16 protein-coding genes (1 of these 16 only partly in view) are annotated in these 12529 nt (G+C 62.4%); 12 read left to right on the top strand and 4 right to left on the bottom strand.

The window, feature by feature from the left end; translation table 11 throughout:
• The first annotated feature begins 89 nt into the window (after positions 1-89).
• The 9 genes from IFJ82_RS14730 (at position 90) to IFJ82_RS14690 (ending at position 7472) form a co-directional block, all read left to right on the top strand.
• Complete coding sequence (locus IFJ82_RS14730) at positions 90-1073, top strand: ribose-phosphate pyrophosphokinase (protein WP_003617498.1); 984 nt, start codon at positions 90-92, stop codon at positions 1071-1073.
• Between the two features lie 185 nt (positions 1074-1258).
• On the top strand, positions 1259-1849 hold the full coding sequence (locus tag IFJ82_RS14725) for a histidine phosphatase family protein (protein WP_003617501.1): 591 nt from the start codon (positions 1259-1261) through the stop codon (positions 1847-1849).
• A gap of 242 nt (positions 1850-2091) precedes the next feature.
• Positions 2092-2712, top strand: a complete 621-nt coding sequence (locus IFJ82_RS14720; RefSeq protein WP_075594867.1) for a 50S ribosomal protein L25/general stress protein Ctc — start codon at positions 2092-2094, stop codon at positions 2710-2712.
• Between the two features lie 32 nt (positions 2713-2744).
• On the top strand, positions 2745-3317 hold the full coding sequence (pth, locus tag IFJ82_RS14715) for an aminoacyl-tRNA hydrolase (protein ID WP_040510392.1): 573 nt from the start codon (positions 2745-2747) through the stop codon (positions 3315-3317).
• A 5-nt stretch (positions 3318-3322) separates the two neighbouring features.
• Positions 3323-4417, top strand: coding sequence for a redox-regulated ATPase YchF (gene ychF / locus IFJ82_RS14710; protein WP_003617507.1), 1095 nt, complete (start codon positions 3323-3325; stop codon positions 4415-4417).
• Between the two features lie 91 nt (positions 4418-4508).
• On the top strand, positions 4509-5777 hold the full coding sequence (locus IFJ82_RS14705; RefSeq protein WP_192266594.1) for a glutamate-5-semialdehyde dehydrogenase: 1269 nt from the start codon (positions 4509-4511) through the stop codon (positions 5775-5777).
• A gap of 20 nt (positions 5778-5797) precedes the next feature.
• Positions 5798-6424 carry a nicotinate-nucleotide adenylyltransferase gene (locus IFJ82_RS14700; RefSeq protein ID WP_003617511.1) on the top strand — a complete coding sequence of 209 codons (627 nt, stop codon included), beginning with the start codon at positions 5798-5800 and terminating at the stop codon, positions 6422-6424.
• Positions 6425-6548: 124 nt separating this feature from the next.
• Entirely contained in the window at positions 6549-7004 is a 456-nt protein-coding gene (gene rsfS, locus IFJ82_RS14695; RefSeq protein WP_040511377.1) for a ribosome silencing factor, read from the top strand.
• 15 nt (positions 7005-7019) lie between these two features.
• On the top strand, positions 7020-7472 hold the full coding sequence (locus IFJ82_RS14690) for a 23S rRNA (pseudouridine(1915)-N(3))-methyltransferase RlmH (RefSeq protein WP_003617515.1): 453 nt from the start codon (positions 7020-7022) through the stop codon (positions 7470-7472).
• 193 nt (positions 7473-7665) lie between these two features.
• Here the strand turns inward: IFJ82_RS14690 and IFJ82_RS14685 are convergent, their stop codons facing one another.
• The 4 genes from IFJ82_RS14685 to IFJ82_RS14670 form a co-directional block, all read right to left on the bottom strand.
• A complete protein-coding gene (locus IFJ82_RS14685; protein ID WP_003617517.1) occupies positions 7666-8424 on the bottom strand; it encodes a CHAP domain-containing protein in 759 nt (252 codons plus the stop codon).
• Positions 8425-8752: 328 nt separating this feature from the next.
• On the bottom strand, positions 8753-9103 hold the full coding sequence (locus tag IFJ82_RS14680; RefSeq protein ID WP_003617519.1) for a RidA family protein: 351 nt from the start codon (positions 9101-9103) through the stop codon (positions 8753-8755).
• 106 nt (positions 9104-9209) lie between these two features.
• A complete protein-coding gene (locus IFJ82_RS14675) occupies positions 9210-9866 on the bottom strand; it encodes a nucleotidyltransferase family protein (protein WP_225578703.1) in 657 nt (218 codons plus the stop codon).
• Between the two features lie 11 nt (positions 9867-9877).
• Positions 9878-10975: an XdhC family protein gene (locus IFJ82_RS14670; protein ID WP_075594871.1), complete on the bottom strand. Its 1098-nt coding sequence runs from the start codon at positions 10973-10975 to the stop codon at positions 9878-9880.
• Positions 10976-11121: 146 nt separating this feature from the next.
• Here IFJ82_RS14670 and IFJ82_RS14665 point away from each other — a divergent pair, with 146 nt between their 5' ends.
• The 3 genes from IFJ82_RS14665 to IFJ82_RS14655 form a co-directional block, all read left to right on the top strand.
• The gene (locus tag IFJ82_RS14665) at positions 11122-11502 is read left to right on the top strand and encodes a baeRF12 domain-containing protein (protein WP_003617524.1); all 381 of its coding nucleotides are present in this window, start codon (positions 11122-11124) and stop codon (positions 11500-11502) included.
• An 80-nt stretch (positions 11503-11582) separates the two neighbouring features.
• The gene (locus tag IFJ82_RS14660; protein WP_003617525.1) at positions 11583-12251 is read left to right on the top strand and encodes an MBL fold metallo-hydrolase; all 669 of its coding nucleotides are present in this window, start codon (positions 11583-11585) and stop codon (positions 12249-12251) included.
• 48 nt (positions 12252-12299) lie between these two features.
• Positions 12300-12529: the start of a DUF192 domain-containing protein gene (locus IFJ82_RS14655; protein WP_192266592.1), read on the top strand. The gene runs 280 nt beyond the window's last position; the window shows 230 of its 510 coding nt (coding positions 1-230); its start codon is at positions 12300-12302; the stop codon falls past the right edge of the window.

The following is a 12529-nucleotide window of genomic DNA, read 5'->3' as shown; positions in this document are numbered from 1 at the left end:
TGGCGCGATTGCTAGAACCCGGCCCATCCATGCAAACGGAAGTGCCCTGCACGGTCGCTCCGCCTCACGTCGTCCGGGAACGTCGCAAGATGAAAATCGTCGCCTGTAACAGTAATCTGCCCCTTGCTGAAAAAGTTGCGGTCGAACTGGGGATGCCCTTGTGCGACGTAACCGTCCGTCGCTTTGCCGACATGGAAATCTTTGTCGAGATCCATGAAAACGTGCGTGGCGAGGATGTGTTTGTCATCCAGAGCACCTGCTCGCCCACCAATGACAACCTGATGGAACTGCTGATCATGCTCGATGCGCTGCGTCGTGGCTCTGCCCGGCGCATCACGGCGGTCATGCCTTATTTCGGTTATGCGCGGCAGGATCGCAAATCCGGCCCCCGCACCCCCATCAGCGCAAAATTGGTGGCGAATATCCTGGTGGAGGCCGGTGCCAACCGCATCCTGACGATGGACCTGCATGCCATGCAGATCCAGGGATTTTTCGACGTCCCGGTGGATAACCTTTATGCCGCCCCGCTATTTACCCGCGATATCAAGGGCCGCATGGGGCTGGAGGCGCCGTTGCCGTACGAGGCCCCGGAACTCAATATCCCCGGCGGACCGCATAACCTGATGATTGTCTCCCCCGATGTGGGGGGCGTGGTGCGTGCGCGGCAACTGGCGCAGCGGCTGAATGTGGACCTTGCCATCATCGACAAGCGGCGCGAACGCGCTGGCGTGTCAGAGGTGATGAATGTGATCGGTGATGTGCGCGGGCGGTACTGCGTGCTGGTTGATGATATCGTCGATAGTGGCGGGTCGCTGTGCAATGCGGCGGAGGCCCTGATGCGCCATGGCGCCGCTGCGGTGGAGGCATATGTGACCCATGGCGTCCTGACGGGCGGTGCAGTCAGCCGCATCGGGCAGTCCCCGTTGCAGATGCTGACCCTGACCGACAGCATTGCCAAGACGGAGGACGTGCGCCAGTCGCATAATATCCGCCAGATCAGCACGGCCAACCTGCTGTCCCGCGCCATGCGTGCGGTGTCGGATGAAAGTTCTGTGTCGTCCCTGTTTGACTGATTGGACTGATTTGACTGGGGCCACCGGACGGTGGGGGCCTGTGTGACGGGCACGGTCTGACTGGCACGGTCTGATGGGCCGGCGTCATGATGCAGGATTTATTTCATAGTATGTCACGGGGTTGAATTGACCCGGCAATGGGTGAAGGCTATCGCCGGGACAGCCAATCAGGAAGGAACCTGCTGATGACGGACCTGCTCGCCCGGCCATACTGGTATCTGCGACATGGGGAGACGGACTGGAATGCCGAGGGGCGTTCACAGGGCCGGACCGACATCCCGCTCAATCCCACGGGGGAGGCGCAGGCGCGGCAGGCGGGGCTGGTGCTGGCGCGGCATCTGGGAGAACATCCCATCGCGCGCATTGTCTCTTCCCCGCTGGGGCGTGCGCGGCGTACGGCGGAAATCGTGGCGCAGGTCCTTGCGGAACATGGTGCGCCGCTGTTCCAGGTGGACCTTGATGACGGGCTGAAAGAAGTCTGTTTCGGCGACCAGGAAGGCAAGCCGATGGGCAATTGGTACGATAGCTGGATCGCGGGGGAATACACGCCTGTGGATGGCGAAAGCTTTGCCGAACTGCGTGAACGCGCGGTTTGCGCCATCAACCGCGCGACCGAGGCCCCCGGCGTACCGCTTGTGGTCTGTCATGGCGGCATGTTTCGTGCCCTGCGCGCGGCAATGGGGTTGAAGCCCAACGTACGCCTGCCCAATGCAACGCCCATGTGGGCGCAGCCCGCAGGCCCCGCACAGCCATGGGAACTGACCGCCGTTTCCTGATACCGCTCTTCGCGTTTCGCGGGCCATTGCGCGACGCGGCGGCCGTTTCAAGGTGATGTGGTGGCCGTAAGACCCATCCCCGATGACGGAAGGGCAGGATGCGTATCGTGCGCGCCACATTGCCCGGCCCGATGGGGTAAAAATGCCTGTCCACATTGCATCGCGCAGCCTTTTCCGTTAAAGGCCGCGCACGCGCTGGCACCCCTGGAGGCTGGCGCGCCTTGTGATTCAGGAGCAGACAAGTGACCAAATTCACGAAAATCAATGTTTCTTCGCGCGCGAAGGCTGGTAAGGGGGCAGCGCGGGCGACGAGACGTGCCGGGCTTGTTCCCGGTGTTATCTATGGCGGCAAGCAGGAAGCCGTGCTGATCGCGCTCGACCCGCGTATCGTGGCCCGCGAACTGCACAAGCCGGGCTGGCGCTCGCGCATCTATGACATCTCCATCGATGGCAGCAAGACGGAGCATGCGCTCCTGCGTGAAATCCAGTTGCACCCGGTATCCGACGTGCCGCTGCATGTTGATTACCAGCGCCTTGCCGAAGGGCAGAAGGTGCATGTGGAAGTCTCCATCACCTTCACCGGTGAAGAAGTCTCCCCCGGTATCAAGCGTGGTGGTGTGCTGAACATCGTGCGTCATACCGTGGACGTCGTGGCCGACCCCGCCAACATGCCCGAGGGCTTCAGCGCGGATCTGTCAAAGCTCGACATCCATGACAACGTGCGTTGGGAAGACCTCAAGGGTACGGAACATGTGACCCCGGTCCAGCATACCCCGAACTTCGTCATCGCCACCATCGCCGCACCGACGGTCGAGGCTGACGACGCGGGTGGTGACGCCGCGGCCGCGGACGCCGCGGGCTGATCGCGCGAACCTGACACGACTGGACAGACGCCATGCTCCTTTGGACCGGATTGGGAAACCCCGAACCGGGGATGAGCCGGAATCGCCATAATGTCGGGTTCATGGCCGTTGACCGGATCGCCGAACGCCACGGGTTCGCCCCGTGGCGCAAGCGCTTTCGCGGTGAAGTCAGCGAAGGGCAGATTGGCCGCCACAAGGTCATGCTGCTCAAGCCGCTGACCTATATGAATCTTTCGGGTGAAAGTGTTCAGCAGGCGGCGGCGTTTTACAAGCTGTCGGCCGATGCCATCACGGCATTTCACGACGAACTGGACCTTGCCCCCGGCCGTATCCGCGTCAAGCGCGGTGGCGGGGCGGCAGGGCATAACGGGCTGCGGTCCATGGACCGCATGCTTGGCACACAGGATTACTGGCGTGTGCGGATCGGCATCGGCCATCCTGGCACCCGCGAACGGGTGACGGGGCATGTGCTGGGCGATTTTTCGCGCGATGACCGGCTGTGGCTCGATCCCATGCTTGATGCGCTGTCGGATACGGCGGCAATCCTTGCGGACGGGCAGCCGGAACTGTTCATGACCAGAATGGCCAGCCACACGGGGGAATAGGGGATATGGGCTTCAACTGCGGGATCGTGGGGCTGCCGAATGTCGGCAAGTCCACGCTGTTCAATGCCTTGACCGAAACGGCGTCGGCACAGGCGGCGAATTACCCCTTCTGCACGATCGAGCCGAATGTCGGCCGCGTGGCCGTGCCTGACCCGCGGCTGGCGGAACTGGCGCGTATCGGCAAGTCGCAGAAGATCCTGCCGACCAGCCTTGAATTCGTCGATATCGCGGGTCTGGTGCGTGGCGCGTCGCGTGGCGAAGGGCTGGGGAACCAGTTCCTTGCCAACATCCGCGAGGTGGACGCCATTATCCATGTCCTGCGCTGTTTCGAGGATGATGACATCACCCATGTCGAGGGTGGGGTCGATCCGCTGCGCGATGCGGAGATCATTGAAACCGAACTGATGCTGGCCGATCTCGAGTCGTTGGAAAAACGGATCGTGGCGCTGCAGAAAAAGGCGCGCGGCAATGATCGTGAGGCCGCAGCCCAGGTCGAATTGATGGAGCCGTTGATCGCGGCCCTGCGTGAGGGGCAGCCCGCGCGCACCGCCATCCCCGCCGGACAGGAAGAGGCGGTGCGCCGCCTGAACCTGATGACGTCCAAGCCGGTGCTGTATGTCTGTAACGTGGACGAAGGCTCTGCCGCGACGGGCAACGCATTTTCCGACAAGGTCCGTGCCCGCGCCGAAGCCGAAGGGGCGGCCGTGGTCATCGTGTCTGCTGCGATCGAGGCCGAAGTCAGCCAGCTGGGCGCGGAAGACCGTGCCGAATTCCTTGATGGGCTGGGGCTGAGTGATAGTGGCCTCGACCGTGTCATCGCCGCAGGGTATCGCCTGCTGGGCCTGAGCACCTACTTCACGGTCGGGCCAAAGGAAACGCGCGCATGGACCATTACGGCCGGGATGCGCGCGCCGCAGGCCGCCGCCGTCATTCACAATGATTTTGAACGCGGGTTCATCGCCTGCGAAACCGTTGCGTATGACGACTATATCCAGTGCAATGGCGAGGCTGGCGCCAAGGAAGCTGGCAAGCTGCGAATCGAGGGACGTGATTATGTGGTGCAAGATGGTGATGTCTTGCTGTTCCGCTTTAACGTCTGATGCATGGTGCGATGTGGTCCGCATGGCCCGCATCGCGCATTGAATGACAGGGAAACCCAAGGGCATGACCATTTCCGCGACATCCACCCCCATGGATCATGCCCCGCTTTCCCCGACGGCCGCGACAGTGGTGGCCGATATGGCGCGCCGTGCCCGCATCGCAGGTCGCGCATTGGGCCATAGAAGCACAGCACAGCGTAACGAGGCCCTGTGCCAGGCGGCGGCCGCGCTGCGGGCGGTCCGGGCCGAGCTGCTGGCGGCCAATGCGCGCGATGTCGCGGCGTTTTCTGGCGCCGCGTCCTTTCGTGACCGCCTGACCCTTGATGAGGCACGGGTCGAGGCGATGGCGAAGGCGCTGGAGGATGTCGCGAAATTGCCCGACCCGTTGGGGCGGGTGCTGTCCGAATGGACGCGCCCCAACGGATTGAAAATACGCCGTGTCGCAACCCCGGTTGGCGTGATCGGCATGATTTATGAAAGCCGCCCGAATGTGGGGGCGGATGCCGCTGCTTTGTGCATCAAGTCGGGCAATGCGGTGATCCTGCGTGGCGGGTCCGACAGCATCCACAGTGCGCGTGTGATCCACGGTGCGATGCAGGCCGGGCTGCGGGCTGCGGGCCTGCCGGTGGATGCGGTGCAGATCCCCCCCGATACGGACCGGCGCCATGTGGCCGACATGCTGGCGGCGTCGGGCCTGATCGACCTGCTGATCCCGCGTGGGGGCAAGTCATTGGTGGAGCGTGTGTGCCGTGAGGCCCGCGTTCCTGTCCTGTCGCATGCCGAAGGATTGTGCCACACCTATGTCCATGCCGCCGCCGACCTTGAAATGGCGCGGCGCATCGTTCTGAATGCCAAGATGCGGCGTACGGGCATCTGTGGCGCGACGGAAACGCTGTTGATCGACAATGCGATCGCCCCGGTGCTTCTGCCCGGACTGGTGGAGGATCTGGCGACGAAGGGATGCGCGTTCCGTGCGGATGCGCGCGCGCGCGCCATCGTGCCCGACCTGCCCCCCGCGACTGCGCAGGATTTTGCCACCGAATGGCTGGATGCGGTCATATCGGTTGCGGTGGTGGACGGGATTGATGACGCGCTGGCCCATATCGTGCGTTATGGAAGTTCCCATACCGAAGCGATCATCACCGAAGATGCGCACGCCGCGACCCGGTTCCTGAATGAAACCGACAGTGCGGTGGTGATGTGGAATGCCTCCACCCAGTTCTGTGACGGGGGGGAATTCGGGTTTGGTGCGGAAATTGGCATCGCCACCGGGCGTTTTCATGCCCGCGGCCCCGTCGGGTTGGAACAGTTGACCACGTTCCGGTACGAAGTGATCGGCACCGGTCAGGTCCGTCCCTGACGCGTTATGATGGCTGCGTCATGACGGGGGCCTCTGCGACCATTCCCGTGCGTGGGGACCGTCGCCGCGCATCAATCGGGCTGCTGGGTGGGTCGTTCAATCCCATCCATGATGGGCATATCCAATTGGCCTGCCGGGCGTTGCGCCAGCTTTCCCTGGATCAGGTATGGTTGCTGGTGTCGCCGGGGAATCCATTGAAACCCGTGGCGGGCATGGCCCCGCAGGCACAGCGGCTGGAGCAGGCCCGCAGGCGTGTCGCCCCGTTCGGGCGGCGGATCATCGCCACCGATATCGAAGGCCGCATGGGAACCCGGTACACCATTGATACGATTACGCAGTTGCGACGCCGTTTCCCATGTGCCCGCTTTGTCTGGCTGATGGGGGCGGATGGTCTGGCGCAGATGGCATGCTGGCGGCGATGGCGGCGGATCATGCAGCTTGTGCCCGTCGCGATTTTACCGCGTCCGGGATATAATCCGGCGGCGTTGCGCGGGCAGGTGGCGCGATATATGGCGTCATCACGTCGCCCCGCGCGTGAGGCGCCGGTACTGACACGATATGGGGGATGCGCATGGGTCTTTCTTCCCGCGCCGCAGAACGCTATATCAGCGACAGAAATACGTGCATCGGGCCACCGCCCGGCCTAGCCATGCCTGACGGGCATGCGCAGGCACCCCGACAGGAGTGAGAGCCATCATCAGGAAGCCTTCAGCCGAAACGGGTGCAAAACGCCGTACGGGCACCAAGACCACGGTCGCGTCTGCAACCCCGCTGGGTGGTGCGATCACCGCGCCGGGAACCCCGCGCAAGAAAGCCGCCGTGGCAGGCCCCGCCGCATCGGAGCAGCGTGAGCCGGTGATCGACCCCATGGTCGAAACCTATCTGGACATCATCACGAACAGCCTTTCCGATGACAAGGGAGAGGATATCGTCGTGCTGGACCTGCGTGGGCGTGCGGCTTTTGCGGATCGCATGGTGATTGCCACCGGCGTGGCCGACCGTCAGATTTCGGCCATGGCATCCCATATCGAGCGCAAGTTGCGTGAAGTCGGGTTGAAGCGGGTCCTGATCGAGGGCGCCAATGGTTCTGACTGGGTGCTGATTGATGCGGGTGACATCATTGTCCACCTGTTCAAGGCCGAAGCGCGCGAGATGTATGGTCTGGAACGGATGTGGGGCAAGGAACTCGACATTCCCCCCGAAGAGCCTGCCGACCCGTTGGGCTAGGCAGTATTGCTGCATATGATCGCCATCGGGCGGATGAAGGATCGGGTCGAAAAGGATCTGTTCAACCGCTATGCCGACCGCCTTTCCCCGCGCCTTAAACTGACGGAACTGCCCGAAGGGCGCGGTGCGGCGGGGGAGGCCAAGCGGCGCGAAGGGCAGGCGCTTCTGGCCGCACTTCCACCGCGTGCGCAGGTCGTGGCGATGGATGAGGGGGGCAGGACCTATGACAGCCTGTCTTTTGCGCGGGCGTTGGAACGCTGGATGGGCCTGTCACGTCCCATCTGTTTCCTGATCGGTGGTGCAGAAGGGCTTGATGGCTGCGTCATCGAACGCGCGGACGAGACCTTGTCACTGGGACAGATGACGTGGCCGCATATGCTGGTGCGGGGCCTGCTGGCGGAACAGCTTTATCGGGCACGGGCGATCGCGACGGGCCATCCCTATCATCGGGCGGGTCGACCGGGCTGATTATTCTCTCTTGATGGGGATAAAAGTTCTGGGATGCCGACTTTTTAAAAAAAGTGGCGTCTTTTGAAGCGTTCTCAGAAAAAAGCTTCACCAAAAACTTCTGGATGATATCGGGCGCCCTTCAGGCGGTCATGCCCGTACGGGCAATGCCCTGTCGCCGTGGTCTCGTATCAGGAGGTTCGCGCGGTCCCGGTTATTCCCAGGAACGGTTGGGCGCGTCGTCTTCAAAGGCGAGGGAGGAGGAATCCGCTGAAACGGGTTCTGGGGCTTCCGCGATTTCCGTCACCGCATGATGGCCCTTGCGGCTGGTGGCGACAGGCTGGCGGGCAACCTGCTGATAGGCGGTCATCATGTCGGCCTGCTGGCTGCTGTTTTCACGTCCGCTCCCTTCGGGGCGGCCATAAATGAAGCCATAGGTGGGATAGATGCTGCCAAACGCACCGTTACGGCTGTTCAGGGCAACGCGCACGGCGGACCAGTCATTGTTCGGCGAAACGTCGATGACGGACACATTCCGGCTGACACCGCGCTGGCCCCAGTGTGACTGATCAATGATGACCGTCCGGCTGTCGACCAGTTGCCGGACAACGGCGACATGGCCAAGGGGCATCCGGCGCGTGGCGCGGAAGTTCAGGACGCTTCCTTCCTCTGGCGTGTTGCCACGGGCATAACGACCTGCGGCATTGTGCCACCAGTCGGCCGCATTGCCCCGGATCATCACATTGGACGCGCTCTTGGCGAAGGCGACGCACTGGATGACATGACCGGTTTCATGACGGTGCGTGCGATAGGAAGCGTGATGCACGCCACTGCGATGTGTGGTGGAGGCATGCGTCGCGCGGGACGCTGCATGATGAATGGTGCGGGCCTGTGTGGTGCCCGATATCAGCAACCCGAAAGAGGCTGTAAAGACGGATAGGTAAAAGCCACGCTTCAGACTGCCGATCCGCATTCTCTTAAAGTCTCCGCCTCTGGGTTATGCCGTAAGGGGTCGTTGCATCCCGCCCATGTGAAGTAGCAAGCCGTTTGCAATCCTGACAAGCCTGCGTGGCGTATCTCGATCGCGAGTATGTAAGTTTTCGCAGAATAACCTGTCAAAAACGAAAAAATAGGAATTAATTCCTTAACTGGACTAAAAACATCTGCTTTCTCCAGCGCTTTTCACGGCTTTATGTCTTGATTCGCACTGCGCGAAGATCAGCATGTAGATACGAAGAGTGGCATAAATGTGACACCTGATTCGCGCCCCGCCACCCTTCGCCATGGTCTGCCGAAACGGATTATTTCGTGCAGATGATCATGATTTCGACGCGTACGTCGGGGTGGGCCATCTTGGCTTCGACGCATGCGCGTGCCGGGGCGCCACCCTTGGGCAGCCATGCGCTCCAGACCTTGTTCAGGGCATCACGTTCGGTGATGTCCTTGACCCAGATTTGGGCCTGCAGCAGGCGTGTATTGTCGGTGCCGTGCGCTTCCAGTGCCGCGTCGATCTGTTCCAGGACGTCCTTGGTCTGTGCGGTGATGTCGGCGGACAGGTCACGCGCGACGAAGCCCTGCGTGAACAGGAAGCCGTGATATTCGACAACCTTTGACAGGATCTCGTTCGAATCACTGCGGATAATCTTGCTCATGTTTTTATTCCCTGTGTGAAAGATTTAAGGAACGTTGCCGCAACGGCTGCCCGTTCGCCCGTTCTGTGTGCCACGCCCGTTCCGCAGGTCAAGTCAGACCCGCAGGTCAGGAGACGAGCGACAGCATGGAAAACTGCGCCAGCCGTTCGGGCGTGTCGAAATCCGCGTGGATTTCCGGCCCCGCCGGCAATCGCCGCAGGTCATCGCCCATCTGGCGCAGCAGGTCGCGTGCGCCGCGATCGCCCTGCATCCGCAGCAGCGCGGGGAACATCCGCCGGTCCCACAGGACGGGATGGCCGCGCCTGCCGCCCTGCATCACGACCACCGCGGCGGGATGGCTGTCGTGATGGGTCTGGATCATGCGGTCAAGCAGTCCCGTCGGCACCAGTGGCATGTCACCAAGGCAGATGAGCGCCCCGCCCGCCCCCTCTGCCTGCGCGGCTGCGACGCCTGCGCGCAGGCTGGCGGACAGGCCGGACGCATGCCCGGCTGCGTGGATCAGGTGGGGCGGTGGGTGGCGGGGATCCATATAGGGCATGATCGCGTCACGTATATCGTGCGCGCGATGGCCCAGTACGACGATGGTGTGCCGCGCGGTGCTGGCCTGTATACGTCGGATGGTCGTGGCGAGCATGGGGCGGCCATCCGCATCGCGGGCCAGCAGCTTGTGCTGTGGAAATGTCCTGCGTGACTGTCCCGCGGCCAGGACGATGGCATCTATATCGCCCGGTATGGCTGCAATATCCGCGATTCCGGGGGGCATGCCTGATCGGGTCATGCCCAGCCGGGATGATGCCCCAGCGGCGCGTTACGGCGGACCGCGACGATTTCCGCAAGGATGGACAGCGCGATTTCCGCAGCCCCGATCGCCCCGATCGCCAGCCCGACGGGGCCGTGGATGCGGCGGGCCTGATCGTCGGTAAAGCCATCTTCGCGCAATCGTTCCAGCCGCGATGCCTGTGTCTTGCGTGACCCAAGCGCCCCTATATAGAAAGCTGGCCCCTGCAGGGCATGGCGCAGCGTCGGGTCATCAAGTTTGGCGTCATGGGTCAGGGTGACGATTGCGGTCTGGTTGTCGATGCACAGGCGGTCAAGGGCTTCGTCAGGCCATTGCGTATCCAGCGTGATGCCGGGGAAACGTTCCGCCGTGGCCAGTTGCGTGCGCGGGTCAATGACCGTCACGGCAAAGCCCGCCGCCTGCGCCATGGGGGCCAGGACCTGCGCGATATGGACGGCGCCCACGATCATCAGGCGCGGCTGCATCGGGATCAGGTGCAAAAACCATGCCTCGTCATGTGCATCCGTATGGCGCAGGCTGCGTCCGGCATGAAAGGCCTGGCGTGCGGTTTCACGCAGGGAGGCGACGTGACGCGCATCCTCTGGCAACGCATCGGGTGCCTGCACGCCATCGGCCGTGCGGGTCAGGATGATGTGCCTGCCATCTGACAGACGTGTCGCAAGAATGACGGGGCGACGCGCGCATCGCAGGGCAACAAGCCGCTCCAGCAGGTCAAGCCCCAGCGTGCCTGCGGGATGTTCGGGGGTGCGTATCGATTCGACATACACGTCGAGCAGTCCGCCACAGGCCAGCCCCACGGACCATGCCTCCTCGCTGCTGACGCCATAGGACAGGCTGCGCGGTTGCCCCTTACGCATGACCTCGCCCGCTTCCTCGATCACGGCGCCTTCGACGCAGCCGCCGCTGACCGATCCTTCGATCCGGCCCGTGGCGCTGATGCTCATCATGCTGCCGGCGGGGCGGGGAGAACTGCCCCATGTTGAGGTAACGCAGGCAAGGGCGGTGGCCTGTCCGGCGCGGGCCCACGCGATGGCGAGGTCCAGCGGATCGTGGGAGGTGAGGGTCTGTGTCATGGCAGGGCTACTCTATCAGCACGGATACGGGTGCGTCACCTGCTGGAAATCGCGTGCGTTCGTCTCCATGTTCGTGCTTGTGCACGCACTGGCGTGATGTGGTCATGGCCTCTGCGTTTCGTTTCATATCAAGGAGCTGATATTTCATGAGTTACATTGATCCCGTCTGGTATGTTGTGGCCGACAGCCTGCATGCGCGTATCCTCAAGCATGGTGAACATGGTCTTGCGACGATTGCCCATCTCAAGAGCGATGATGCGAAAGGCCCCACGGCGCCGCATGATGGTGCTTATGGCAAGGTGGTCGCGGCATATCTGAATGACGCCGTGCGCAAGAAGGAGGCACCGGGCCTTGCGATCGCCGCGCCGGGCGAAGTGATGCACCAGATCATTGCCCATCTGGATGTCGAGGCACGCCCCGCCGTGGTGGCAAAGCTGGAAAAGGATCTGACCAACATCCCAGACCATAATCTGGTTTCACACTTCGATATTCCTGCGACGGGATGGCCGCTGCCTAAAATCCGTTGATAAACGGTGGTCCCGTCTGTGTGTTTATGGCTCAATGACGGGACCATCCGGTCAACAGGACCCACAGGAGTAGTCCCTAGATGTCGCAACCCCCGTCACTTGCGCTGGAGGTCGTCGCGGTTACGGCCTTTGCCCAGAACTGTTCCATCCTGTGGGACAGGCGGTCACGTCACGCGGTTGTCGTGGACCCGGGGGGCGATGTGCCCCGCCTGTTGCAGGTGATCGCGGACAAGAACCTGACGGTTGATGCCATCATCCTGACACATGGCCATCTTGACCATGCCGGTGGGGCCGATGCCCTGCGCGATGCCCTGACCACACGGCAGGATGGGGTCACGGTGCCCCTGATCGGGCCAGATGCGCGCGATCAGTTCCTGTTGGAAAGCATTACACAGCAGGCCGCCCGCTTTGGCGTGGATGGCATGCATGATGCCCATGTCGATCGTTTCGTCACCGATGGCGAACGGCTTGACCTGCTTGGACATGAATTCCAGGTGCTGCATGTGCCCGGACATACACCGGGGCATGTCGTCTATTTCAACCCGCAGACCCGCTTTGCCTTTGTCGGGGATACCCTTTTTCAGGGATCGGTCGGACGCACCGACTTTGCCTATGGCGATGCGGATGTGCTGAAGGAAGCCATCGTGCGGCAATTGCTTCCATTAGGCGATGATGTCACGATCCTGCCCGGTCATGGACCGACCACCACGATCGGGGCGGAACGGCAGGGCAACCTCTTTCTGCGCTGATCGTGCGGGACCGATTGCTGGAGAGAGAGATTGATGAAGTCATCCGTGATGACACCTGCCGGGATTGCCGGTGCGTGTCTGTGTGGGCTGTTGCTGTGCGGTCCCGTCGCCACGCATGCGCAGGAAACGGGCGAGCCCACCCATGCACAGCCCGAACTGCCCAAGGTTGCCCTGACCATTACGGGCCATGACAATGCGCGGCATGTCTTTTCCGTGGAAAAAGCCACGACCCCCCGTGAACAGCAGGTAGGGGAAATGTATCGCAAGTCCGTTCCCGC

The organism is Novacetimonas hansenii (genome assembly GCF_014843995.1).
Lineage (GTDB): Bacteria > Pseudomonadota > Alphaproteobacteria > Acetobacterales > Acetobacteraceae > Novacetimonas > Novacetimonas hansenii.
Note: the sequence above shows the minus strand (reverse complement) of the source record. Positions and strands in the feature narration are given on the sequence as shown.

Bases quoted from the DNA above. Each gene is read 5' to 3' on its own strand.
- IFJ82_RS14730 (WP_003617498.1), top strand. From the start codon at position 90: ATGAAAATCGTCGCCTGTAACAGTAATCTGCCCCTTGCTGAAAAAGTT.
- IFJ82_RS14725 (WP_003617501.1), top strand. From the start codon at position 1,259: ATGACGGACCTGCTCGCCCGGCCATACTGGTATCTGCGACATGGGGAG.
- pth (WP_040510392.1), top strand. From the start codon at position 2,745: ATGCTCCTTTGGACCGGATTGGGAAACCCCGAACCGGGGATGAGCCGG.
- ychF (WP_003617507.1), top strand. From the start codon at position 3,323: ATGGGCTTCAACTGCGGGATCGTGGGGCTGCCGAATGTCGGCAAGTCC.
- IFJ82_RS14705 (WP_192266594.1), top strand. From the start codon at position 4,509: ATGGATCATGCCCCGCTTTCCCCGACGGCCGCGACAGTGGTGGCCGAT.
- IFJ82_RS14700 (WP_003617511.1), top strand. From the start codon at position 5,798: ATGACGGGGGCCTCTGCGACCATTCCCGTGCGTGGGGACCGTCGCCGC.
- IFJ82_RS14690 (WP_003617515.1), top strand. From the start codon at position 7,020: ATGATCGCCATCGGGCGGATGAAGGATCGGGTCGAAAAGGATCTGTTC.
- IFJ82_RS14685 (WP_003617517.1), bottom strand. From the start codon at position 8,424: ATGCGGATCGGCAGTCTGAAGCGTGGCTTTTACCTATCCGTCTTTACA.
- IFJ82_RS14680 (WP_003617519.1), bottom strand. From the start codon at position 9,103: ATGAGCAAGATTATCCGCAGTGATTCGAACGAGATCCTGTCAAAGGTT.
- IFJ82_RS14675 (WP_225578703.1), bottom strand. From the start codon at position 9,866: ATGCCCCCCGGAATCGCGGATATTGCAGCCATACCGGGCGATATAGAT.
- IFJ82_RS14670 (WP_075594871.1), bottom strand. From the start codon at position 10,975: ATGACACAGACCCTCACCTCCCACGATCCGCTGGACCTCGCCATCGCG.
- IFJ82_RS14665 (WP_003617524.1), top strand. From the start codon at position 11,122: ATGAGTTACATTGATCCCGTCTGGTATGTTGTGGCCGACAGCCTGCAT.
- IFJ82_RS14660 (WP_003617525.1), top strand. From the start codon at position 11,583: ATGTCGCAACCCCCGTCACTTGCGCTGGAGGTCGTCGCGGTTACGGCC.